22 protein-coding genes are annotated in these 22,438 nt (G+C 66.0%); 17 read left to right on the forward strand and 5 right to left on the reverse strand.

Features of this window, described 5'->3' with window-relative positions:
* Positions 1-69: 69 nt before the first annotated feature.
* Entirely contained in the window at positions 70-612 is a 543-nt protein-coding gene (locus ACY34H_RS21010) for a DUF2812 domain-containing protein (protein ID WP_464979403.1), read from the reverse strand.
* A 229-nt stretch (positions 613-841) separates the two neighbouring features.
* On the opposite strand from ACY34H_RS21010, the gene grxD reads away from it, so the two are divergent.
* Entirely contained in the window at positions 842-1,159 is a 318-nt protein-coding gene (gene grxD, locus ACY34H_RS21015; protein ID WP_464979404.1) for a Grx4 family monothiol glutaredoxin, read from the forward strand.
* Between the two features lie 6 nt (positions 1,160-1,165).
* Positions 1,166-1,786, forward strand: coding sequence for a UbiX family flavin prenyltransferase (locus ACY34H_RS21020; RefSeq protein WP_464979405.1), 621 nt, complete (start codon positions 1,166-1,168; stop codon positions 1,784-1,786).
* Between the two features lie 28 nt (positions 1,787-1,814).
* Here the strand turns inward: ACY34H_RS21020 and ACY34H_RS21025 are convergent, their stop codons facing one another.
* Both ACY34H_RS21025 and ACY34H_RS21030 read right to left on the reverse strand, forming a co-directional pair.
* Positions 1,815-2,222: a hypothetical protein gene (locus tag ACY34H_RS21025; protein WP_464979406.1), complete on the reverse strand. Its 408-nt coding sequence runs from the start codon at positions 2,220-2,222 to the stop codon at positions 1,815-1,817.
* A gap of 355 nt (positions 2,223-2,577) precedes the next feature.
* Complete coding sequence (locus tag ACY34H_RS21030) at positions 2,578-3,618, reverse strand: MBL fold metallo-hydrolase (protein ID WP_464979407.1); 1,041 nt, start codon at positions 3,616-3,618, stop codon at positions 2,578-2,580.
* A 78-nt stretch (positions 3,619-3,696) separates the two neighbouring features.
* Between ACY34H_RS21030 and ACY34H_RS21035 the strand changes: the two genes are divergently transcribed.
* The 15 genes from ACY34H_RS21035 (at position 3,697) to ACY34H_RS21105 (ending at position 18,914) form a co-directional block, all read left to right on the forward strand.
* Positions 3,697-4,107 (forward strand): MerR family transcriptional regulator, encoded by a 411-nt coding sequence (locus ACY34H_RS21035; protein ID WP_464979408.1) that lies wholly within the window; start codon positions 3,697-3,699, stop codon positions 4,105-4,107.
* A gap of 168 nt (positions 4,108-4,275) precedes the next feature.
* Positions 4,276-5,460 (forward strand): isovaleryl-CoA dehydrogenase, encoded by a 1,185-nt coding sequence (locus ACY34H_RS21040; protein ID WP_464979409.1) that lies wholly within the window; start codon positions 4,276-4,278, stop codon positions 5,458-5,460.
* Positions 5,461-5,504: 44 nt separating this feature from the next.
* Positions 5,505-7,307 (forward strand): bifunctional isocitrate dehydrogenase kinase/phosphatase, encoded by a 1,803-nt coding sequence (gene aceK, locus ACY34H_RS21045; RefSeq protein ID WP_464979484.1) that lies wholly within the window; start codon positions 5,505-5,507, stop codon positions 7,305-7,307.
* Positions 7,304-8,503 carry an acetyl-CoA C-acyltransferase gene (locus ACY34H_RS21050; RefSeq protein ID WP_464979410.1) on the forward strand — a complete coding sequence of 400 codons (1,200 nt, stop codon included), beginning with the start codon at positions 7,304-7,306 and terminating at the stop codon, positions 8,501-8,503. The genes aceK and ACY34H_RS21050 overlap by 4 nt, the downstream gene beginning before the upstream one ends.
* Entirely contained in the window at positions 8,503-9,171 is a 669-nt protein-coding gene (locus ACY34H_RS21055; RefSeq protein ID WP_464979411.1) for an SDR family oxidoreductase, read from the forward strand. The genes ACY34H_RS21050 and ACY34H_RS21055 overlap by 1 nt, the downstream gene beginning before the upstream one ends.
* A 63-nt stretch (positions 9,172-9,234) precedes the next feature.
* Entirely contained in the window at positions 9,235-10,362 is a 1,128-nt protein-coding gene (locus tag ACY34H_RS21060; protein ID WP_464979412.1) for an acyl-CoA dehydrogenase family protein, read from the forward strand.
* A gap of 94 nt (positions 10,363-10,456) precedes the next feature.
* Positions 10,457-11,140 carry a response regulator gene (locus tag ACY34H_RS21065; protein ID WP_464979413.1) on the forward strand — a complete coding sequence of 228 codons (684 nt, stop codon included), beginning with the start codon at positions 10,457-10,459 and terminating at the stop codon, positions 11,138-11,140.
* Between the two features lie 200 nt (positions 11,141-11,340).
* On the forward strand, positions 11,341-13,668 hold the full coding sequence (locus tag ACY34H_RS21070) for a TonB-dependent receptor (RefSeq protein WP_464979414.1): 2,328 nt from the start codon (positions 11,341-11,343) through the stop codon (positions 13,666-13,668).
* A 217-nt stretch (positions 13,669-13,885) separates the two neighbouring features.
* The gene (locus ACY34H_RS21075; RefSeq protein ID WP_464979415.1) at positions 13,886-14,992 is read left to right on the forward strand and encodes an S-(hydroxymethyl)glutathione dehydrogenase/class III alcohol dehydrogenase; all 1,107 of its coding nucleotides are present in this window, start codon (positions 13,886-13,888) and stop codon (positions 14,990-14,992) included.
* A gap of 40 nt (positions 14,993-15,032) precedes the next feature.
* Positions 15,033-15,611, forward strand: coding sequence for an S-(hydroxymethyl)glutathione synthase (gfa, locus tag ACY34H_RS21080; protein WP_464979416.1), 579 nt, complete (start codon positions 15,033-15,035; stop codon positions 15,609-15,611).
* A 10-nt stretch (positions 15,612-15,621) separates the two neighbouring features.
* Positions 15,622-15,969, forward strand: a complete 348-nt coding sequence (locus tag ACY34H_RS21085) for a hypothetical protein (RefSeq protein ID WP_464979417.1) — start codon at positions 15,622-15,624, stop codon at positions 15,967-15,969.
* Between the two features lie 84 nt (positions 15,970-16,053).
* Positions 16,054-16,422, forward strand: coding sequence for a c-type cytochrome (locus ACY34H_RS21090; RefSeq protein ID WP_464979485.1), 369 nt, complete (start codon positions 16,054-16,056; stop codon positions 16,420-16,422).
* Complete coding sequence (locus ACY34H_RS21095) at positions 16,419-17,354, forward strand: quinoprotein dehydrogenase-associated putative ABC transporter substrate-binding protein (protein WP_464979418.1); 936 nt, start codon at positions 16,419-16,421, stop codon at positions 17,352-17,354. Before ACY34H_RS21090 ends, ACY34H_RS21095 begins: the two co-directional genes overlap by 4 nt.
* Before the next feature lie 46 nt (positions 17,355-17,400).
* Positions 17,401-18,366: an ATP-grasp domain-containing protein gene (locus tag ACY34H_RS21100; protein WP_464979419.1), complete on the forward strand. Its 966-nt coding sequence runs from the start codon at positions 17,401-17,403 to the stop codon at positions 18,364-18,366.
* Positions 18,367-18,497: 131 nt separating this feature from the next.
* On the forward strand, positions 18,498-18,914 hold the full coding sequence (locus ACY34H_RS21105) for a DUF4279 domain-containing protein (RefSeq protein ID WP_464979420.1): 417 nt from the start codon (positions 18,498-18,500) through the stop codon (positions 18,912-18,914).
* A 112-nt stretch (positions 18,915-19,026) separates the two neighbouring features.
* Here ACY34H_RS21105 and ACY34H_RS21110 read toward each other — a convergent pair whose 3' ends face one another.
* Together ACY34H_RS21110 and ACY34H_RS21115 are read right to left on the reverse strand one after the other, a co-directional pair.
* Positions 19,027-19,974, reverse strand: coding sequence for a beta-propeller fold lactonase family protein (locus ACY34H_RS21110; RefSeq protein ID WP_464979421.1), 948 nt, complete (start codon positions 19,972-19,974; stop codon positions 19,027-19,029).
* Between the two features lie 64 nt (positions 19,975-20,038).
* The gene (locus ACY34H_RS21115) at positions 20,039-22,135 is read right to left on the reverse strand and encodes a sigma-54-dependent Fis family transcriptional regulator (protein ID WP_464979422.1); all 2,097 of its coding nucleotides are present in this window, start codon (positions 22,133-22,135) and stop codon (positions 20,039-20,041) included.
* Between the last annotated feature and the right edge of the window lie 303 nt (positions 22,136-22,438).

Raw genomic sequence — 22,438 nt, forward strand, 5'->3', positions numbered from 1 at the left:
GTGCGCCTTCCCGTGCACGGGAAGGCGCGGCCTCCCGTGCACGGGAAGGCGCGGCCTCCCGTGCCGCGCTCAGGAGTCCTTCACGCTGAGCAGCCTCCCCGCCACCCGGGCCAGCGCATACAGCGCCAGCGACATCACGGCGGAAGAGACGATCAGCACGCTGGCCCAGGCCAGCTCGTCGAGCTGGCGCAGCGCCAGCGTGCCGCTGACCAGCGGCGGCACCTGGATGCCGGCGATGATCAGCATCGCAACGGCCTGGCGTCGATAGGTACTCACCCGGGCTGGCGCATGCGAGAAGATGTCGCGCGCCTCGCCCTTCGGTGCACGCCACAGCATCCAGCTCATCGAGTGGCCGGCCAGCTTCCAGCCGGCGGCGGTGGGTGCTTCCACATAATGCGGATCTTCGATCTCCCTGGTCGATGCGAAATCGATCCGGTAGTCATGCGGCTCGGGCAGGTCGGCGTGGAATGTATAGATGCCGAACGGCGCCACCGATTCCAGGTGCAGTCCCTGGGCCGACTGGCTTTCCAGCCAGCGTTCGATGCGCTCGGGATGCCAGGCGGCGCCCAGCTTGAATTTCCTGACCCGCTTGTTGCCACCGTCCCCTTCCATCGCGCGATCCTCCTGTCCTGGCTAGCGCTACCAGCGGAATATGGTAGCACGGAGGCAACTGTGCACCGCAGCACAAAAAGCTACAGTGCGGCGCCGGTACGCCAACCGCAACGGGCCTGGCGCGGCACGGTGCCCCCGCCGCTTTCCGCCACGCGGCCGCGCCACTGCAGCAAGCACGGGAATCCCTGTAAAATGCCGCTATTAACGTATTTTTCTTATTGAGGCAGCTATGAGCGACGTACAACAGTGGATCAAGGAAACCGTGACCGGCACCCCGGTGGTGCTGTTCATGAAAGGCACCGCGCAATTCCCGCAGTGCGGCTTCTCCGGCCGCGCGATCCAGATCCTGAAGGCCTGCGGCGTCGAGAACATCGCCACCGTCAACGTGCTGGAAGACGGCGAAGTGCGCCAGGGCATCAAGGAATACTCGAACTGGCCGACCATCCCGCAACTGTACGTGCGCGGCGAATTCGTCGGCGGTTCGGACATCATGAGCGAGATGTATGAGTCGGGCGAACTGAAGAAGCTGCTGGACAATAACGGCTAAGCCGCCATGAGCGGGCGTGCGCGGCGGATCATCGTCGCCATCACGGGCGCCACCGGCGCCGTGTACGGCGTGCGGCTGCTGCAGGCGCTGCGCGCGCTTTCCGCGCCCGCATCACCTTCCGGCGCCGCGCCCTTCCAGGTCGAGATTCACCTGGTGATTTCGGACGCCGCGGTGCTGACCCTGCACGAGGAAACCGGCATGGCCCGGCGCGACGTGGAAGCGCTCGCGCATGTCGTGCACAAGGCCCACAACGTGGGAGCATCGATCGCCAGCGGATCGTTCCTGAGCGACGCGATGGTGATCGCGCCCTGCTCCATGAAAACGCTGGCCGCGGTGGCCCATGGCCTCGCCGACAACCTGATCGCGCGCGCTGCGGATGTGATGCTGAAAGAGCGCCGCCGGCTGGTGCTGATGGTGCGCGAGACGCCGTTCAACCTGGCGCACCTGCGCAACATGACGGCTGTCACGGAGATGGGGGGCATTGTTTTTCCGCCGCTGCCAGCCTTTTATCACCGGCCGCAGACGATCGACGACCTGGTCGATCACACGGTGGCCCGCGTCCTCGACCTGATCGGCCTGGAGGGGGCAAACGGCGCGGCACCGCGCTGGAACGGCCTGGGCGGCTGACCCACCCCTGCCCGGCCACGCTGCCGGCTTATTTCTGGTAATTGACCCGCACGAGCATGCGGATGAATTCGCGCGCGATCTGGCGGTGGTGTTCATCCAGGCGCTGCAGATCCGCAATCAGCTTGACGTCCGCCGACTCGAAACGCGACAAGCCATTGCCGCCTTCGCTGGCCGGCGTTGCCGATTCCGGCCCGCCAAAGCGCAGCCACTCCGCCGGCACGCCCAGCCACTGCGCAATCATCCGCAGTTTTTCCTGCGTGGGAATCGCCTCGCCGACAAGCCATTTGCGTGCCGCATGCACGGTGATCGGCCGCCCTTCGAACCGGATGTTGAATTCCCGCGCCAGCCGTGTCGGACTATCAGGGGAGTAGTGGGCGTTTTTTAAAGCCTGCTGGAGCCGCTGGCTGAAGCTCTCGCGTTCATTCGAAGAATTCATAGTTGCACTATTTCACGTCACAATCTGAATGTCAGTCTCAAGTTCCGCCAGACCAATTGTGACAAAATCGGGGTGGATACAATTAACATTGTAACCTCCAATCAATCACCGATTCCAGCCCTCAAACTACCTTTAAAGCAATATTTTGCGCAATATGTTGCTTTATTGCACCGATCGCAGGAGGCGTCAATGGGGGCGGGTGCCCTTGTCTGTCTCAACAGACAGATCAATTGTGATTAATGCAACTACAGAAGTAACACGAAGCCGGGGTTGTGCCTGATGCGCATCCCCAATCAATTCCATCCCCGGGAAACCCAGCCAGGAGAACTGCCGCTTGACTGCTACTTTGCCAGTATCAAATGCGGAAACGTATGATGCCGCCACTATCCGTTTCACGGCGCACGATACCATCTCGCCATAATTTGTGGAGGTGGGCGAGCGCTTCACCGAGCGCGAAGCTGAGCATGTGGGCGTCCAGCGGACGGCGGAACATCAATGGGACGATGTCGGCGGCCGAGCAGGGCTGCGCGCAAGCCGTCACCACTTCTTCCAGCCGCGCGGCATGGTGGTCGCGCAGTTGCGCGATCCGGGTATGCAGGCCGCGGAACGGCTTGCCATGCGCGGGCAGTACCAGCACATCGTCCGGCAGGCCGGCGAAACGCTCCAGCGAATCGAGGTATTGCTGCAGCGGATTGCCCTCCGGCTCGATGGCGAACACGGACACGTTGGTGGAAATGCGCGGCAGTACCATGTCGCCGGCAACCAGCACGTTCAACGCGGCGCAGTACAGCGAAGCGTGTTCGGGCGAGTGACCGAACCCCGTGATCACGCGCCAGGCATGGCCGCCAATGTCCACCTCGTGGCCATGCTCCAGCCGGAAATAGGCATGCGGCACGGACGGCACCAGCGACGGATAGTAATTCTTGCGGCTCTGCATTTTCTCCAGCATGTCCGGGTCGGACAGGCCGTGGCGCCGGAAATGGTCGACCGCGCCGGTGCCGTCGACGCCGGGCAGCGCGGCCGCCATCATCCGCGCGAAGCCGTATTCCCCGGCCGTCATCGCCAGCGGCGCGCCCCAGCGGGTGCACAGCCAGTCGGCCAGCCCCACATGATCGGGATGGCAATGGGTAACGAGCACGCGGGCCAGCGGCTTGCCGCCGAAATGGCGCGCCATCACGTCTTCCCACCCGGCGCGGCTGGCATCGGTGGCGGCGCCGCAATCGATTACGGTATATGTATCGTCCGCGTCGTCGAGCAGCCACAGGTTGATGTGGTCCAGCGCGAACGGCAGCGGCAGCCTCAGCCAGCGGATGCCCGGTGCGATATCGAGTGCGTCGCCTGGCGCCGGCACGGTGTCGCCGAATGGATAATGCAGCTGGGCTTCGAGCGGGTTCATGATTCTCCAGAGTGGCGGTGCGCTACAATGTCCGTGATGCTTTGACGTTACGTAAACGGAAGTCACTTATTGTAAGCCATGCCAACCTATACCATCACCGAGCTGGCGCGCGAGTTCGACATCACGCCGCGCGCCATCCGCTTCTATGAAGACCAGGGCATTCTTGCGCCGTCGCGCGAAGGCGCCGGCGGCCGCAACCGGGTCTACACGCCGCGCGACCGCACCCGGCTGAAACTGACGCTGCGCGGCAAGCGCCTCGGGCTGTCGCTCTCCGAGATCAAGAGCCTGGTCGACATGTATGAAACGCCCAAGGATACCGCGGCGCAGATGCACCGTTTCCTCACGGTGCTGGCCCAGCACCGCGAAACACTGGAGCAGCAGCGCGAGGATATCGAGATGTCGCTGGCGGAAATCGCCGCACACGAGGACGAATGCCGGCGTTTGCTGGCGGCGCAGGAACATGGCGAACAGCTGGGGGCAAACGGCTGAGCTCGAAGGGCCACACGGCCCTTGCCTGCGCGGCGCTTTACGTTTACGTTAACGTAATGCGCGTCAATGCGCCTAATAAGCTTCAATAAGCGTAAATGAGCGTCACCGAGTGTAATTGAGCATCACCGGGCGCCATTGGCTAAACCTATTCGAGAAGACGAGGAAGACATGCTGCATCTCCCAGGCCTGACCTTTGACCATGGCGAAGACATCGCCGCCTTGCGCGAAGCCGTCCAGCAATTCGCCGCGGCGGAAATCGCCCCCCGTGCAGCGGACATCGACCGCACCGACCAGTTCCCGATGGACCTGTGGCGCAAGCTGGGCGAGCTCGGCTTGCTCGGCATTACCGTCGGCGAGGAATACGGCGGCGCGGGCATGGGCTACCTGGCCCATATCGTGGCGATGGAAGAGATTTCGCGCGCTTCCGCTTCCGTGGGGCTGTCCTACGGCGCCCACTCGAACCTGTGCGTCAACCAGATCAAGCGCAACGGCAATGAAGAGCAGAAGCGCAAGTACCTGCCGAAGCTGATCTCGGGCGAACATATCGGCGCGCTGGCGATGTCCGAGCCGAACGCGGGGTCGGACGTGGTCAGCATGAAGCTGCGCGCCGACCGCAAGGGCGACCATTACGTACTGAACGGCACGAAGATGTGGATCACCAACGGCCCGGATGCGGATACGTTGGTGGTCTACGCGAAAACCGACCTGGCGGCGGGGCCGCGCGGCATGACCGCGTTCCTGGTCGAAAAAGGTTTCAAAGGGTTTTCGATCGCGCAGAAGCTCGACAAGCTGGGCATGCGCGGCTCGCATACCGGCGAACTGGTCTTCCAGGATTGCGAGGTGCCTGCCGAGAACGTGCTGGGCGGCGAAGGCAAGGGTGTCAATGTGCTGATGTCCGGCCTGGACTTCGAGCGCACCGTGCTGTCCGGCGGGCCGCTGGGCATCATGCAGGCGTGCATGGATGTCGTCGTCCCTTACGTGCACGACCGCAAGCAGTTCGGCCAGCCGATCGGCGAGTTCCAGCTGATGCAGGGAAAACTGGCGGACATGTATTCCACCATGATGGCCTGCAAGGCCTATGTGTACGCGGTAGGCCAGGCCTGCGACCGTGCGGCGGCGCCGGAACAGGTGCGCGCGCTGCGCAAGGATGCGGCCGGCGCGATCCTGTACAGCGCGGAGAAAGCCACCTGGATGGCCGGCGAGGCGATCCAGGCGCTGGGCGGCAACGGCTACATCAACGAATACCCGGTGGGACGGTTGTGGCGCGACGCGAAGCTCTACGAAATCGGCGCGGGCACCAGCGAAATCCGCCGCATGCTGATCGGCCGCGAACTGTTCGCGGAAACGATGTAATCCGGGAGACCAGCACAGAAAAGCGTTGGCCACGCTGAACGATGATGACAGAGCCCGCCTTTCCCAAACTGCTGTCCTCGCAGATCGCGTTCGACATCGCGCGCGCGATCCTCGACGGCTTCGACAAGCACTACAGCCTGTTCCGCCAGGCCAGCCAGGACGCGCGCGGCTATTTCGAGCGTGGAGAGTGGGCGGCGGCGCAGGAGGCGGCGCGCCAGCGGATCGGTTTTTACGACCGCCGCGTCGACGAATGCGTGCAATCGCTGGAAGACGACTACGAGCCCGAGGACTTGACCGACGAGGCATGGCGCGAGTCGAAGCTGCATTACATCGGCCTGCTCACGCGCCACAAGCGCCCGGAGCTGGCGGAAACGTTCTTCAATTCCGTCTGCTGCAAGATGCTGCACCGGCGCTACTTCAACAACGAGTTCATCTTCGTTCGCCCGGTGGTCTCCACCGAATACATCGATACCGACGAGGCGGCGCCCACCTACCGCGTGTATTACCCGCAGGCCGATGGCATGCGCTTCACGCTGGCCCGCATCGTCACCAATTTCCAGTTCGCGACCCCGTTCGCCGACCTGGCGCGCGACATCGCCCGCGTGGAACACAGCCTGGCGCCGTTCTTCGACGAGATGGCGCCGAACGCGCAGTTCCAGATCCTGTCCAGCCCGTTTTTCCGCAACAAGGGAGCCTATCTCGTCGGCAAGGCCGTGAACGGCGACCAGGAGCTGCCCTTCGTGCTGCCGCTGCTGCATGACAGTGCCGGGCGGCTGGTGGTCGACGCCGTGCTGACGGACCGGCGCCAGGTCGAGAGCCTGTTCTCGTTTACCCGGGCCTACTTCATGGTGGACATGGAGGTGCCGTCCGCCTGCGTGCAATTCCTGCGCACGCTGCTGCCGCACAAGCCGCGCAGCGAGATCTACACGGTGCTGGGCCTGCAAAAGCAGGGCAAGACGGCGTTTTACCGCGACTTCCTGCAGCACCTGAAGCATTCGTCGGACATGTTCGACACCGCGCCCGGCATCCGCGGCCTGGTGATGCTGGTGTTCGCACTGCCCTCCTTCCCCTATGTATTCAAGGTGATCAAGGATTTCTATCCGCCGCCGAAGGACACCACGCGCGCCCAGGTGAAGGAGAAATACCTGCTGGTCAAGTACCACGACCGCGTCGGCCGCATGGCGGACACGCTCGAGTACTCCTGCGTGGCGTTTCCCCGCGCGCGCTTCGCCGATGCGCTGGTGGCCGAGCTGAAACACCACGCGCCATCCCAGGTGGAAGAAGAAGGCGACCAGCTGATCATCCGGCACCTGTACATCGAGCGCCGCATGACGCCGCTGAACCTGTGGCTGTCGCAGGCCGAGCGCAGCGGCAACGCGGCGGAGCTGGAGCACGGCATCGTTGAATACGGCAACGCGATCCGCGACCTGGTGGCGGCCAACATTTTTCCGGGCGACATGCTGTACAAGAACTTCGGCGTGACCCGCCACCGCCGTGTGGTGTTCTACGACTACGACGAGATCGAATACGTCACCGACTGCAACTTCCGGGCGATCCCGGCGGCGCGCAACGAGGAGGATGAAATGGCCTCCGAACCGTGGTACCCGGTCGCGCGCCACGACGTGTTTCCCGAACAGTTCGGCCAGTTCCTGCTGGGTAATCCGAATATCCGCCGCGCTTTCCTGCGGCACCATGCCGAACTGCTGACGCCCGAGTGGTGGCAGCAGCGCAAGGACCGCATTCTCGGCGGCATCGTCGAGGACGTGTTCCCCTACCCGCAATCCATCCGATTCTGCCATTCCCCGGCACCGGCGACGGTGCCATCCTTACCGGAGACCATCCAATGAATGATCCTGTCGTTATCGTCGGCGCCGCGCGCACCCCGATGGGCGCCTTCCAGGGCGATTTTTCCAGCCTGTCCGGCAATGACCTGGGCGCCGTGGCGATCCGCGCCGCCGTGGAACGCGCCGGCATCGCGCCGGAACTCGTCGAGCACGTGTATTTCGGCAACTGCCTGATGGCGGGCCAGGGCCAGGCGCCGGCGCGCCAGGCCCTGCTGAAGGCGGGCTTGCCGACCTCCACCGGCGCCGTCACGCTATCGAAGATGTGCGGCTCGGCGATGCAGGCGGCGATCTTCGCGCACGACCAGCTGGTGGCCGGCAGCGCGGACGTCGTCATCGCCGGCGGCATGGAATCGATGACCAACGCGCCCTACCTGGTGCCGAAAGGCCGCGGCGGCTACCGCATCGGCCACGGCATGCTGTTCGACCACATGATGCTGGACGGCCTGGAAGACGCCTACAGCAAGGATGAAAAGACCGGCGGCGGCCGCTCGATGGGCACCTTCGCCGAAGAATGCGCGACGAAGTTCGGCTTCACCCGCGAGCAGCAGGATGCCTACGCGATCGAATCGGTGCAGCGTGCCAAGGCGGCGGCGGCCGGCAGCAAGTTCGCATGGGAAATCGCACCCGTCACCGTATCGGGCCGCGCCGGCGACACCGTCATCGACACGGACGAGGGTCCGGCCAAGGCGAAGGTGGAAAAGATTCCGTCCCTGCGGCCGGCGTTTAAAAAGGACGGCACGATCACGGCGGCCTCGTCGTCGTCGATCAACGACGGCGCGGCGGCGCTGGTGCTGATGCGCGAATCGACGGCCCGGAAACTGGGTGCACCGATCATCGCGAAGCTGGTCGGCCATGCAACGAACGCGCTGGCGCCGAACGAATTCACCACGGCGCCGGTCGGCGCGATCCAGAAGCTGCTCGGCAAGAACGGCTGGAAGGTGGCGGACGTGGACCTGTTCGAGATCAACGAGGCCTTCGCGGCGGTACCGATGGCGGCCATGCACGAGCTGGACATCGCCCATGCCAAAGTGAACGTGCACGGCGGCGCCTGCGCGCTGGGCCACCCGATCGGCGCTTCCGGCGCGCGCATCATCGTGACCCTGCTGGGCGCGCTGAAGGAGCGCGGCGGCAAGCGCGGCGTGGCGGCGCTGTGCATCGGCGGCGGCGAAGCGACGGCAGTCGGCGTGGAGCTCGTGTAATGGCGGTGGCACTGATCATCGGCGCATCGCGCGGCATCGGCCACGAACTGGCGCGCCAGTACCTGCAGGACGGCTGGCGCGTGATCGCCACCACCCGCAAGGCGGACGATGGCGCGGAGCTGGCCGCACTGGGCGCGGAAATGCACGTGCTGGACGTTAACAACGTCGAGGCGGTGGCCGGGCTGGGCTGGAAACTCGATGGCGAGCACCTCGACGTGGCGATCCTGAACGCCGGCGTGTACGGCCCGCGGCACGATGGCTTCCCCGTCGAGGCCGATTTCGACAATGTCATGCACACCAATGTGCTGGCGGCGATGCGGCTGCTGCCGATCGTCGCACCGATGGTGGCCGCCGCCGGCGGCAAGCTGGCCGTGATGTCGTCGAAGATGGGCTCGCTGAGCGAACGGCATAGTGCGACCGGCTCGCTGTACCGCGCCAGCAAGGCGGCGCTCAATTCGGTACTGGTCGATACCGCGCTGGCATTCGGCGGCCAGGGCGCCACGTGCGCGGCCCTGCACCCCGGCTGGGTGCGCACCGACATGGGCGGCGCCGAAGCCGACCTGGCGCCGGCGGACAGCGCCAGCGGCATCCGCGCCACGCTGGCCGCCCTGCCCGCTTCCGCGCAGCCGGTATTCGTCACGTACGACGGGCAGCCGATCGGGTGGTAATGGTGGTAATGGTGGGAATGGCTGAAAAAGCCGTTGCAGCGTTCAATTAAAACAGGGAGACCCATGGTACTGAACGAAGAACACCAGATGATCCGCGACGCGCTGCGCGACTATGCGCGCGAGCGGCTGGCGCCGCAGGCGGCGCGCTGGGACCGCGAGCACCACTTTCCGCAGGCGGAGCTGAAGGAGCTGGCGGCGCTGGGCGCCTTCGGCGTAGCGGTGCCGGAAGAAAACGGCGGTGCCGGTCTCGACTATGTATCGCTGGCCCTGGTGCTGGAGGAAATCGCGGCCGGCGATGGCGGCACGTCGACGATCATCTCCGTCAACAACTGCCCCGTCTGCAGCATTGCCATGATGTACGCGAACCCGGCGCAGAAGGAGCAATGGCTGCGCCCGCTCGCGGGCGGCGCGATGCTGGGCGCGTTCTGCCTGACGGAACCGCACACGGGCAGCGATGCGGCCGCACTGCGCACCACGGCCACGCGCGATGGCAATCACTACGTGATCAATGGCGTCAAGCAGTTCATCACCTCGGGCAAGTACGCCGACGTGGCGATCGTGCTCGCCGTCACCGACAAGGCCGCCGGCAAGAAAGGCATCAGCGCCTTCTGGGTGCCGACTGCCACGCCCGGCTACATCGTTGCCGGCCTGGAGCAGAAGATGGGCCAGCACTCGTCCGATACCGCGCAGATCGTGTTCGACAACTGCCGCATCCCGGCGGACAACCTGATCGGCGAGGAAGGCATGGGGTACAAGATCGCCCTGTCCGGCCTGGAAGGCGGACGCATCGGCATCGCCTCGCAGGCGGTGGGCATGGCGCGTGCCGCTTTCGACGCCGCGCTCGCCTACGCAAAAGATCGTGAGACATTTGGGCAACCAATCTTCCAGCACCAGTCGGTACAATTCAAACTCTCCGAGATGGCAACGCAGATCGAGGCCGCGCGCCAGTTGATCCTGCACGCGGCGTCGATGAAGGATGCCGGACTGCCCTGCCTGAAGGAAGCGGCGATGGCCAAGCTGTTCGCGTCCGAAATGGCGGAACGTGTGTGCTCGGATGCAATCCAGGTGCACGGCGGCTATGGATATGTGTCCGACTTCCCGGTGGAACGGATCTACCGCGACGTACGCGTCTGCCAGATCTACGAGGGCACCTCCGACATCCAGAAACTGCTGATCGCCCGGGCGCTGTGAGTTGTCGCGAAACTGTATGGTTTTGTCCTCCCGACGTACCGGATGATCTTTTTTTGCCATTGCTCTTATACAATAGACAAATAGGAGATTTGCTATGTATCGAGTGATGCTGGTGGAAGACGACGCCCGCCTGGCCGACCTGGTCACGGAATATCTTGCGGGTTACGAGTTCAAGGTGGACGTGGTGAGCCGGGGCGACGAAGCACTGGCGCGCTTCAAGGCAAGCCCGCCCGACATCGTAATCCTCGACCTGATGCTGCCCGGGCTGGACGGCATGCTGGTCTGCCGCCAGCTGCGCGACATCACCAAGGTGCCGATCCTGATCATGACGGCGCGCGAGGATTCCTACGACGAGGTATCGCTGCTGGAACAGGGCGCGGACGACTTCATCAACAAACCGGTGCAGCCGCGCGTGCTGCTGGCCCGCCTGCGTGCACTGCTGCGCCGCGCCCAGGGCAAGGGCGCCACCGACCAGCTGACGTTCGGCGCGCTGTCGATCGCCACCAGCGACCGCACGGTGACCTGGCGCGGCGAACCCTGCGTGCTGAGCAATACGGAATACAAGCTGCTGCTGGTGCTGGCCGAATCGGCCGGCACCGTGCTGTCGCGCGATGCGCTGCTGAAGAAAATGCGCGGCATCGAATTCGACGGCCTCGACCGCAGCATCGACAACAGCATCTCGAAACTGCGCCGCAAGTTCGACGATACCGATTCGGAAAAGATCAAGACCGTGTGGGGCGAGGGCTACCTGTTCTCCCCTTCCGCGTGGGCCCAGTAAGAATCCGGCGCAACTGTACCGGATTCGGTACAGTCCCTGTCCAGCCACGCATCGCCATGCATGGCATGTAATTAGCTTCAGGATAAGACTCAGCGATATTGCCACCAGCGAGTCCTATCTTGAAGAGTGCGAAAACCGGCCGGCCAACCCGGCAAGTTTCCTGTCCGCTGTCACGTTCACCATGGCGTTCATCACTGCGCATGCCGCTCGCCGCCGGCGCGGTGCTGCTTGCTCCCGCTGCCTTCGCCGGCACGCCTGACTTTCCCCTTGGGCCGCTGCCCATTGTGGAAATCGTCGGCATCGCACCGCAATCCGCCGCCGCCATCGAGCGCGACCGCCTGCCCTATGCGGTGCAGCGCGCCACCGACCGGGAGGTCACGCAGGCGCGCGCCGATACGCTGGCCGATTACCTGTCGCGCCACGCGGCGGGCATCCATGTCAACGATATTTCCGGCAGCCCGTTCCAGACTGACGTCACGTTCCGCGGCTACCGGGCGTCGCCGGTGCTGGGCTCGGGCCAGGGCCTGTCCGTGTACCTCGACGGCGTGCGCGTCAACGAGCCGTTCGGCGACGTGATCAACTGGGACATGGTGCCGGAAGCCGCGCTGGGCGGGATCCTGCTGGTGCCTGGCTCGAACCCCCTGTATGGCCTGAATACGCTGGGCGGCGCGCTGTCGCTGACAACCAAGTCGGGCCGCAGCCATCCCGGCCTGATGGCGGAAGCCACGCTGGGCAGCGGCGCGCGCCGCCGGCTCGACATGTCCTATGGCACCGCGTCAGCCGGATGGCATACGCTGCTGGCGGCAACGGCCTTCGACGAAGACGGCTGGCGCAATCACTCGGCGGGCCGGCTCGGCAACGTGTTCCTGAAAGTGGGCCGCAGCGCCGGCGGGTCGGACTGGAGTGTTTCGCTGCTGGGCGGACGCAGCAAGCTGCTCGGCAACGGGCTGCTGCCGGGGGGCACGGCGGACGCGCCCGGCTTGTACGACCTGGACCGTCGCGCCGTCTATACCCACCCCGACCGCACGCGCAACCGTCTCGGCCAGCTGGCCTTCAACCTGCACCAGCAGCTGGGCAGCGGTGCCGTGCTGACGGCGGCGGCATACGTCCGCCACAGCCGGCGCGACACCGTCAATGGCGATGTGAACGACGATGCAGGCGAGGAGGCCGAAGAGGGGGCCGAAGAGGAGGCCGAAGGGGCGGCCGAGTCCGGCGACTGCGCCGCGGAGCCGGACGATCCGGCCTGCGACGAAGACGCTCATTCACCAGCCCATCCGGCGGTACTGAACACCACCGCGTCGCGGCAGCGTGGCGAAGGCGCCAGCGTCCAGCTGGCCGTCACGCGCGGCGATCACCAGCTGAGCGCGGGCCTGTCGTTCGACCGCAACCGTGTCCGTTTCGCCCAATTCGAGCAGGAGGGCTTCTTCAGCGCCACGCGCGAGGTGCTGGCCGATCCGGAAGAGGAACGTGAACCGTCATCGTCGGTCACCGGCCGCGCCCGCATGGCGGGACTCTACGCGAGCGACACGTGGCGGCTGGCGCCCGGCACCTATGCCACGCTGTCGGCGCGGTTCAACCACGCCCGGGTGGCGAATACGCTGACGAACGACGAAGGCGTGCAGCCGCGCGAAGTGTTTACCTACCGAAAACTCAACCCGTCGCTCGGCATTGCCCGGCAGGTCGATGCCGCGCTGACGCTGTTTGCCAATGTGGCGCAAAGCAACCGCGTGCCGACCGTGATCGAGCTGGGCTGTGCCGATCCGGCGCAGCCCTGCCGCCTGCCGGTGGGACTGCAGGCCGATCCCTACCTGGCCCAGGTGGTATCGCGCACCGTGGAAGCCGGCGTCCGCTGGCGTACCGCCAGCGCGGACGCGGCGCTGTCGCTGTACCGCACCGTGAACCGCGACGACATCCTGTTCCACAGTGCCGGCACCAGCCAGCAGGGCTATTTCGCCAATTTCCCGCGCACGCGCCACGCGGGGGTCGATGCCGGCGGCATGGCGCGGCTGGGCGACGTCACGCTGCGGGCCAGCTACAGTTACCTGGCCGCCGTGTATGCCGCCGATGGCGTGCTGTTTACCGGCGCACGCAATGTGCGCGCAACCTCGGGTACTCGGCTGGCGGGCCTGCCGCGGCACACATTGAAGCTGGGTGCGGACTGGGCTCCCGCGCCCGGCTGGACCGTGGGCGTGGACGTGCTGGCGGTATCCAACCTGCTCACACAGGGCAACGAGGACGGCCTGACGGAAGACGCGGAAGACGACGAGCCGCCGCAGCGGGCCGACTGGCGCATCCGCGGCCACGCCCTGCTGCACCTGCGTGCCGGCTGGCAGCCTGTCCCCGGCTGGGAAGTGTTTGTACGTGTCAACAATGTGTTCGACCGGCGCTTTGAAACCTACGGCACCGTGGCGGAAGATGTGTTCCCGGGTGGCCGGCCGCTGGCACCCGGCGCCGATGCGGCGCCGGCACGCTTTGTCGCGCCCGGTGCGCCGCGCACGGTGCTGGCCGGCCTGCGCTACCGTTTCTGACACGCCCCGGAAACGGAACAGCGGCGGCGCCGGGTGATCCGATCCTGCACAACCGCCCCGCGCGATGCCGCGTTCAAGGCACGCTCCCCGCACGATCCCGCGCATTTGTCCGCGTTTTCCCCGCCGGGATCATTGGCACGCAATTTGCCATTACCTCCTTGCGGCCGCCGTGCGCCGCGCCATGGCGCCGGAACGGTCCGTCGCCCCAGGAGAGACGATGAAAACAAAAGCTGCCATTGCCTGGCAGGCGGGCGCCCCGCTGACGATCGAGACCGTGGACCTTGCGCCGCCGCAGGCCGGCGAAGTGCTGGTGGAAATCAAGGCCACCGGCATCTGCCATACCGACTACTACACCCTGTCGGGCGCCGATCCCGAAGGCCTGTTCCCGGCGATCCTGGGCCATGAAGGCGCCGGCGTCGTGCTGGAAACGGGGCCGGGCGTGACGTCGCTGCGGGCCGGCGACCATGTGATCCCGCTGTACACGCCGGAGTGCCGGCAGTGCAAGTTCTGCCTGTCCCGCAAGACCAACCTGTGCCAGTCGATCCGGACGACGCAGGGGCGCGGGCTGATGCCGGACGGTACCAGCCGCTTCACCCTCGACGGCAAGCCCATCCTGCACTACATGGGCACCTCGACATTCTCGAACTACATCGTGGTGCCCGAGATCGCGCTGGCGAAGATCCGCGCGGACGCGCCGTTCGACAAGGCGTGCTACATCGGCTGCGGCGTGACCACGGGCGTCGGCGCCGTCGTGTTCTCGGCGAAGGTGGAGGCAGGCGCCAACGTCGCCGTGTTCGGGCTGGGCGGAATCGGGCTGAACGTCATCCAGGGCGCGAAGATGATCGGCGCGGACCGCATCATCGGCATCGACATCAATCCCGGCCGGGTCGACATCGCGCGCCGCTTCGGCATGACGGACTTCATCAATCCGCGCGACGTGGAGAACGTCGTCGACCACATCGTGCAGCTGACGGGTGGCGGCGCCGATTACTCGTTCGAGTGCGTCGGCAATACGGCGCTGATGCGGCAGGCGCTCGAGTGCACGCACAAGGGCTGGGGCCAGTCGTTCATCATCGGCGTGGCGGCCGCCGGCGAGGAAATCTCTACACGGCCGTTCCAGCTGGTGACGGGCCGCCAATGGAAGGGCTCCGCCTTCGGCGGCGCGCGCGGCCGCACCGACGTGCCGAAGATCGTCGACTGGTACATGGACGGCAAGCTCAACATCGACGACCTGATCACCCACACCCTGCCGCTCGAGCGCATCAACGAAGGCTTCGACCTGATGAAACGGGGCGAGTCGATCCGTTCCGTCGTCCTGTACTGACCCAACACGCATCACGAACAAATCACCACAAGGAGACAGCATGGCCATCCATATCCATCCCGCCATCGATGCGGGCATTGCCCCGGAAACGCCGGGCTTCCAGGGCGGCACGCTGACGTGCCGCTGCGCCACCGATCCCGTTACCGTGCGCATCGGCAGCCAGGTGGCGCACAACCACGCCTGCGGCTGCACCAAATGCTGGAAGCCGGACGGCGCGCTGTTTTCGCAGATCGCCGTGGTCGGTCGCGACAAGGTCGAAGTCACCGCCAACGGCCACAAGCTGCAGGTGGTGGACCCCACCGCCACCATCCGCCGCCATGCCTGCACCGGCTGCGGCGTGCACCTGTACGGGCGCATCGACAACGCCCAGCACGCGTTCTACGGCCTGGATTTCGTGCACACGGAGCTGTCGGGCGAACCCGGCTGGGCGCCGCCCACGTTCGCCGCCTTCGTCTCGTCCGTCATCGAGTCGGGCGCCGCCCCGGAACAGATGGGGGCGATCCGCGCGCGCCTGAACGAGCTGGGACTGCCGCCCTACGATTGCCTGTCGCCGCCGCTGATGGACGCGCTGGCGGCCAATGCCGCGAAACTGGCGGGCACGCCGCGCCAGGCCGGCTGAGGAGGCGCGCATGAAGGCGATCCTTGCCGCGGCACTGCTGCTCCCGTTGCTTGCGGGAGGAACGCCCGCCGCGCCCCCGAACGATTTCCCCACCGTGGCACGGGTCGAGTACGTGCTCGAGTGCATGAACAACCATGGCGGCAAGCAGGAAACCCTGTACCAGTGCGCCTGCGTGATCGACCGGGTCGGCGCGCAACTGGCGTACGACGACTATGTGACGATGTCCGCCGCGCTGCGCTACCAGACGCTGGAAGGACCGCGCGGCGCCGAATTCCGCGACCCGCCAGGCGTCAAGACGATGGCGGCGAAGTACAAGGCAATCCAGGCCGATGCGGCAAAGGCCTGCATGCTGCGCTAGCGCGTGCAAATTTGACAGGAATTCGATGTGACCACACTCTCATTTCCCCGTTGCCTGCTTTATGTACGTTATGCGGTGCATGGCATGGCGCTGGCCATGTGCATGGCCGCGCCGGCGGCCCTGGCCGACGCCACGCCCTACCAGGTGGTGGACGGCAACAAGGTCGATGCACGAACCATGAGCGGCTGGCGCACCTGGCGCGCGCTGGCCTGCGAACGGTGCCACGGCGCGCAGCAGGAAGGCGCCGTCGGCCCCGCACTGACGACGAGCCTGAAGACTCTGTCAAAGGACGACTTCAAGAACACGGTGCTGCAGGGCCGGATCGACAAGGGCATGCCCAACTTCGACGGCAGCCAGCAGGTGGTCGACAATATCGACAACCTGTACGCCTACCTGAAGGGCCGCTCGGATGGCGCCATCGCGCCCGGCAAGCTGCAGGAGGCCGGCAAATGACGCCCCGGATCGCGGCGCTGCTCGGCGCTGCCTTGCTGTGCCTGGCGTTGCCGGGGCCGGCGGCATCGCAACCTGCCGGGCAGGCCGTACCCGATGTGAAGCCCGGGGTAGAGGCCAAGGTGGAGCCCAAGGTGGAGACTGGCGGGCGGCCGGTGCTGCGGGTCTGCCAGGACCCGAACAACCTGCCGTTCTCGCGGCGCGACCTGGCCGGCTTCGAGAACCGCATCGCCGCGCTGTTCGCGCAGGAGCTGGGCTGGGATATCGCCTACACGTGGTTCCCGCAGCGCATGGGCTTCATCCGCAACACGCTGCGCGCGAAGGAACCGGGCACGGACCGTTTCAAGTGCGACCTGGTCACCGGCGTGGCGACCGGGTTCGACCTGGGCATCGTGACGCGGCCCTATTACCGTTCCACCTATGCGATGGCCTATGTGGGCGGCAACGGTCTCGACGGCGTGCGCACGCTGGACGACCTGCTGGCGCTGCCGCCGGAACGGCGCGCGCGGCTCAAGCTGGGCGTGTTCGGCGGCTCGCCGGTGGCGGACTGGCTGCTGGCGCACGGCATGATGGGCCAGGTCGTGTCGTATCAGCCGCAATCCGGCGATGCCGAGCAATATCCCGGCCAGATCGTCGAGAACGACCTGGCCGAGGGCAAGGTCGATATCGCCTTCGTCTGGGGGCCGATTGCCGGCTATTTCGCCGGACGGTCGCCGCAGCACCGCATTGTGGCCGTGCCGCTCGCATCGTCACCGGGCAGCCGCTTCGACTTCGAGATCGCGATGGCGGTGCGCTTCGGCGACAAGGAACTGAAACAGCGCATCGACGGCCTGATCGACAGTAACCGCGAACGCATCGGCGCCATCCTCGCCGAATACGGCGTGCCGCTGCTCGATGCACAGGGGCGGCTGATCGAAACGGACCCGGCGCGCTGACCCATAGGGCCGGCACGTGCCATGGCGGAGGCCGCAGGTGGCAACCTTGAAAGTCTTCGCATTCGATCATGCCTGCGCCGGCGGAGCGGGAGCCACGCGGCCGTCCGCGTCCCAACGCTTCGACGGTGAGCTGATGCTGCGCGCGCTGTGCGCCGACCTGCGGCGGCTGCCCGGTGTCGAACTGCTGACGCTCGACGACGCGGCAGCGCGCCCTGCCGGCAGCGCCTTCGACCGGTGCTTCACCGACTGCGTGCTGGCGGCCGACGCCGTGTGGCCGCTGGCGCCCGTGGGCAGCGGACTGCTGGAACGCTTGTCGCTGGACGTGCTGCGGCACGGGCGGATCCTGCTGGGCAGCACGCCGGCCGCGGTGCGGCTCGCCGGCAGCAAGCGGGCAGCCTGCCATGCGTTGCTGGGCGCGGGCATTCCCACCGTGGCCACCTTCAGCCCTGGCGACACGCTGCCGGCGGCGCCCGGCGCCTGGGTCGTCAAGCCGGACGACGGCGCGGGCTGCACCGATACGCGGCTGTTCCACGATCGCCGCGCGGCGCAACAGGCGGCCGCCGCGCACGCCGGACGGGAACTCGTGCTGCAGCCGTTCGTCGCCGGCCGCGTGGGCAGCCTGTCGCTGCTGTGCCGCGACGGCGCCGCGTGCGTGCTGGCCTGCAACGAGCAGCGCATGGCCGTGCACGACAATCATTTCCGCTTCCTCGGCGTCACGATCAACGGCCTGGCCGGCATGGCGCCCCAGCTCGAAGCGCTGGGGCTGGCCGTCGCCGCCGCGCTGCCGGGCCTGTGGGGTTATGCGGGTGTCGACTTCATCCTGGCCGACAGCGGGCCGCTGGTACTGGACGTGAACCCGCGGCTGACGATTTCCTATGCCGGCCTGCATGCCTCGACCGGCATCAACCCGGCCGGAGCGGTGCTGGCGCTGCTGCAGGCGGGGATGCCGATGTCGTCACCGGGGCGGATGCCGGCGTGCATCGTGGATGTGCCGGCGTTTGCGCCGGGGTAGGCCCAGCCATTGGCGATGCTCTGGGTGGATGTTACTTGCTGTTGTCGCGACATAGACCGTAGACTTGGATTCGAAGAGGTCTGCAATCGGCCAGAAGCGGACTGTCGTCGCACTCATAAAGCCAGGTGAATATGACAACATTAAACAGGTGTCGGGCCGCACTTCGTGTATTTGGTGATGATCTCATCCCAGAGGAACTGAGCCGCCTGTTCGGTCACTTCTATACGCAAGGGTGGGTCAAGGGCTATCAATACTCGACCTCATCCGGTGCAGTCGTTGTGAAAAAAACAGGTGCATGGATACTCGACGCAGAACCTACTGAAAGCGCCGATTTCGATGACCAAATTTCTCGGCTACTGGCTGACATCGACGTGAGCCTCGATGACTGGGCTTCGCTTGCAAGCAGATTCGAGATGGACATTTTCTGCGGCTGGTTCATGCAGGAATCAAACGAAGGCATCGAGGTCTCGCCGCAAACATTGCGAGCCCTCGGTGAGCGTAACATCGCTCTTTCCGTAGATATCTATGCTCCGTTAGATGACGACTGACAAGTGACCTGTGTCCGCTTCGGGGCGAAAGCTGTCGTACACTCTACGGTAGAAATCGGCCAGAACAGCCGTTCGCTTCACTCAATGCGCCTGGAGCCAGACCGCCCCGCATTCACCGTACCACCACACCCCACGGCAGCTTGCCCACCGCAATATCACGCAGCTTTTCATTGCGCGCCGTATCGATCACCGACACGCTGCCCGAGCGGCCGTTCGCCACATACAGCTTGGCGCCATCGGGCGTCAGCGCCATGTTCCACGGCCGTTCGCCGACCCCGACGGTGGCCACCACCCGATTGGTCTTCGTGTCGATGACGGACACGCTGGCGGCGCCGCCGTTGGACACGTAGACCCGGCTGCCATCTGGATGCACGGCCACGCCGTTGGCGCGCAGGCCGGCCGGAATGCGGGCGACGACGGCGTGGGTGACCGCGTCGATCACGTACACCTCGTTGGCATTCTCGGCCGCCACGTAGGCGCGGCTGCCGTCGGGAAGGAAGCCGATGCCGCGCGGCCGGGCACCTACGGCAACCTGGGCCACCTGCTTGCGCGCCGCCATGTCGATGATGTCGACCGCGTCGCCGTTCTCGGCGCTGACGAACAGCTGTTTGCCGTCCGGGCTGAACACGGCGTGTTCGGGATTGCGGCCCTTCACGGGAATGGCGAACGCACGCGTGTTCGTGCGGGTATCCGTGACGACGATCTCGTGCTTTTCCTCGACGGCGGCGACGACCCAGCGGCCATCCGGCGACAGCGCCACGCCCTCGGGCGATTCGCCCAGGTCGACGGTGCCTTCCGGCGCGCGGCGCTCCAGGCTGACGATCTGCAGCCGGTTTTTCGGCTGGTCGCTGACGTAGAGCCAGCGCGCATCCCGGCTCACCGCCAGACCCCGCGGCTTGCTGCCGCCGGGTATTTCCGCCACGACCTGGTCGGTGGCCGTATCGATCACGGAGATCGTGCCGGAACCTTCATTCGGCACATAGGCGAATGGCGCGGCGAACAGGGCGGGTACGCAGGCCAGCAGGGCGGCGGGAACAAGGAGGCGGCGAAGCGGCGGCATGGGCGGTTCCTTTCAGGGCAAATGTGGCGGCGCCGATAGCGCTCCCACCATCGTTATCGTCCGGTCAGCAAGGTACGGCCTTGCCGGGATGACGGATATGCAGCCGCTGCACCTTGCGATACAGGGTGTTGCGGCTGATATGGAGCTGCCGCGCCACCGTGGAAATGTTCCAGCCGTGCCGCTGCAGCTCGCGCAGCAAGGCATCGCGTTCGGCATGTTCCAGCGGATTCAAGCCTTGCGGCTCAGTGTCAGGCGGATCGGCGGCAAGCGGATCGGCACCAAGCGAATCGGGTGCACAGGATTCGGCGGCCAGCGCATCGTCCAGCGGCAGGCCTGCGCCCAGCGGGCCTGTGCCGTGCAGGCCGGGATCGGGCGTGCCCGGCGCGGCCGCTTCGCTGCCCCGCACGGGCATGTCCCGCGCCACGACCCCGGTGCGGTACTCCGGCGGCAGGTCGTGCACCGTCAGGTGATCCGATTCGCGCAGCGCGATCATCGCGCGCAGCAGGTGCCGCAACTGGCGCAGGTTGCCCGGCCAGCGCTGCCGTTCCAGCGCGGCCAGCAGCGTTTCGTCGAGCGACAGCGGCGCGCCGTCATCGCTTTCCTCGGTGACAATGAGGCTGACGAGGGCGCGCACGTCGCTGCGTTCGCGCAGGGGCGGCAGCCGCAGCGTGATGCCCTGCAGGCGGTAGAACAGGTCTTCGCGGAACGTGCCGTCGGCGATCATTTGCTGCAGGTCGCAGTGCGTGGCGCTGGTGACCTGGATATCCAGGGGCAACGGGGCACCGCCGCCCAGCGGCACGATGGTGCGCTCTTCGAGCACGCGCAGCAGGCGGGCCTGCAAGGGGTAGGGCATGTCGCCGATTTCGTCGAGGAACAGCGTGCCGCCATTGGCCTGGTACAGCTTGCCCTGCTGGCCTTCCTTGCTGGCGCCCGTGAAGGCGCCTGCACGGTATCCGAACAGTTCGCTTTCGATCAGCGTTTCCGGAATGGCCGCGCAGTTGATGGCCACGAAGGGCTTGCCGGCGCGCGGGCCGGACCGGTGCAGCGCCTGGGCGAAGACTTCCTTGCCCGTGCCGGTTTCTCCCACCAGCATGATCGCCACGTTGCGCTCGCACACGCGGGTGGCGATGCGCACGTTGGCGGCCATGGCCGCGTCGCCGAAATGCACGCGCTCCAGCGGCGAAGGCGCCTGCCCCGTGGATGCGGCGGCCTGCCTGCCGGCAGGCGACGTGACGCGCACCGGCGGCAGCATCACGCTGTAGAAACGGGCGCCATTGCGCAGGCCGAAGATCGGCACCGCATGGAAAGCTTTGCGCACCGTACTGTCGACCAGGCCGGGGAAGGAGCTGTTGAACAGTTCCGTGATGTCGCGGCCGACGATGTCCGCCGGCGCCGTAAAGCCCAGCTGGAACAGCGCGCAGCGAGTGGCGGCCAGCACCTTGCCGGCGGGGTCCAGCGCGATCGCCCCCTCGCTCAGCGTGCCGATGAATTCGGGCCGGTTATGGAAGCGCAGGATGTAGTCGTGCCGGAAGCGGTCGAGGAAGACGCGGTTCTCGATCATCTGCACGGACATCGTGACGAGTGCCAGCGTGTGCTGCTGCGCCAGGCGCGATTCGCCGGACGCATCCAGCGCCGCGACGATTTCGCCTTCATGGTCAAAGATGGGGGCGCCGGCACAGCTGAGGCCGATGTGGCGGACCAGGTAATGCTCGTCCTGGTGCACGGTGACGGGGCGGCGCTCGACCAGGCAGGTGCCCATGCCGTTGGTACCCTGCGCCCGTTCGCTCCACACCGCGCCGGGCATCAGGCCCGACCGGGATGCTGCGTGGGTAAAGCCGGGGTCGCCGAAATAATTGAGCAGCACGCCGGCGGCGTCGGTCAGCACGATCGCATAGCCCGAGCCGGCCAGTTGCTGGTACAGGTTGGCCATCTCGACCTTGGCGACGGCCTGCACGCCCGCCAGCCGCTCGCGCCGCTCGGCCAGTTCGGCCGCATCCACCACTTCCGGCTCTTCGCGCCGGCCGGGGTCGAGCTGGTAATCGTGCAGGCAACGGATCCACGAACGGGTAATGGCGTTGCACGAGCCGGCCGCCTCGGAGCCGTCGCGGCCCTGGACGATCGAACGCACCCGCCGGACATGGGCCAGGGCACCATCGGACATGCTGTCTCCTTCGCCGCTGGCGGTGCCGGCATCGGCATCCTGCCGCGGCTGTTCTCAACGTGTTGCGCTGTTGTTCAGGATAGTACGCTGCCGTACCAGAATAAATATGGAAATTACAAAAAAGTGGAGCGCCATGCGACACCTGCACAGCGTCGTTGCCACGGATGCGGCACAGTGGCGCACCCCGGCTGGTCTGATTTTGAACATTTCGCACGGTCCGCGCCCTGACTGCCGCTGGCACGTTCCATGCGCGTATCCCTGGGCTAGTGCTCGTCCACCATCGTGCCGGGCCATAAAACCAAG

The sequence above is a fragment of the Pseudoduganella sp. jia 9 genome (assembly GCF_055502615.1).

Bases quoted from the DNA above. Each gene is read 5' to 3' on its own strand.
- ACY34H_RS21115 (WP_464979422.1), bottom strand. From the start codon at position 22,135: ATGTCCGATGGTGCCCTGGCCCATGTCCGGCGGGTGCGTTCGATCGTC.
- grxD (WP_464979404.1), top strand. From the start codon at position 842: ATGAGCGACGTACAACAGTGGATCAAGGAAACCGTGACCGGCACCCCG.
- ACY34H_RS21025 (WP_464979406.1), bottom strand. From the start codon at position 2,222: ATGAATTCTTCGAATGAACGCGAGAGCTTCAGCCAGCGGCTCCAGCAG.
- ACY34H_RS21070 (WP_464979414.1), top strand. From the start codon at position 11,341: ATGCCGCTCGCCGCCGGCGCGGTGCTGCTTGCTCCCGCTGCCTTCGCC.
- ACY34H_RS21095 (WP_464979418.1), top strand. From the start codon at position 16,419: ATGACGCCCCGGATCGCGGCGCTGCTCGGCGCTGCCTTGCTGTGCCTG.
- ACY34H_RS21085 (WP_464979417.1), top strand. From the start codon at position 15,622: ATGAAGGCGATCCTTGCCGCGGCACTGCTGCTCCCGTTGCTTGCGGGA.
- gfa (WP_464979416.1), top strand. From the start codon at position 15,033: ATGGCCATCCATATCCATCCCGCCATCGATGCGGGCATTGCCCCGGAA.
- ACY34H_RS21010 (WP_464979403.1), bottom strand. From the start codon at position 612: ATGGAAGGGGACGGTGGCAACAAGCGGGTCAGGAAATTCAAGCTGGGC.
- ACY34H_RS21105 (WP_464979420.1), top strand. From the start codon at position 18,498: ATGACAACATTAAACAGGTGTCGGGCCGCACTTCGTGTATTTGGTGAT.
- ACY34H_RS21060 (WP_464979412.1), top strand. From the start codon at position 9,235: ATGGTACTGAACGAAGAACACCAGATGATCCGCGACGCGCTGCGCGAC.
- ACY34H_RS21090 (WP_464979485.1), top strand. From the start codon at position 16,054: ATGGCGCTGGCCATGTGCATGGCCGCGCCGGCGGCCCTGGCCGACGCC.
- ACY34H_RS21065 (WP_464979413.1), top strand. From the start codon at position 10,457: ATGTATCGAGTGATGCTGGTGGAAGACGACGCCCGCCTGGCCGACCTG.
- ACY34H_RS21040 (WP_464979409.1), top strand. From the start codon at position 4,276: ATGCTGCATCTCCCAGGCCTGACCTTTGACCATGGCGAAGACATCGCC.
- aceK (WP_464979484.1), top strand. From the start codon at position 5,505: ATGACAGAGCCCGCCTTTCCCAAACTGCTGTCCTCGCAGATCGCGTTC.
- ACY34H_RS21110 (WP_464979421.1), bottom strand. From the start codon at position 19,974: ATGCCGCCGCTTCGCCGCCTCCTTGTTCCCGCCGCCCTGCTGGCCTGC.
- ACY34H_RS21050 (WP_464979410.1), top strand. From the start codon at position 7,304: ATGAATGATCCTGTCGTTATCGTCGGCGCCGCGCGCACCCCGATGGGC.
- ACY34H_RS21030 (WP_464979407.1), bottom strand. From the start codon at position 3,618: ATGAACCCGCTCGAAGCCCAGCTGCATTATCCATTCGGCGACACCGTG.
- ACY34H_RS21055 (WP_464979411.1), top strand. From the start codon at position 8,503: ATGGCGGTGGCACTGATCATCGGCGCATCGCGCGGCATCGGCCACGAA.
- ACY34H_RS21020 (WP_464979405.1), top strand. From the start codon at position 1,166: ATGAGCGGGCGTGCGCGGCGGATCATCGTCGCCATCACGGGCGCCACC.
- ACY34H_RS21075 (WP_464979415.1), top strand. From the start codon at position 13,886: ATGAAAACAAAAGCTGCCATTGCCTGGCAGGCGGGCGCCCCGCTGACG.
- ACY34H_RS21035 (WP_464979408.1), top strand. From the start codon at position 3,697: ATGCCAACCTATACCATCACCGAGCTGGCGCGCGAGTTCGACATCACG.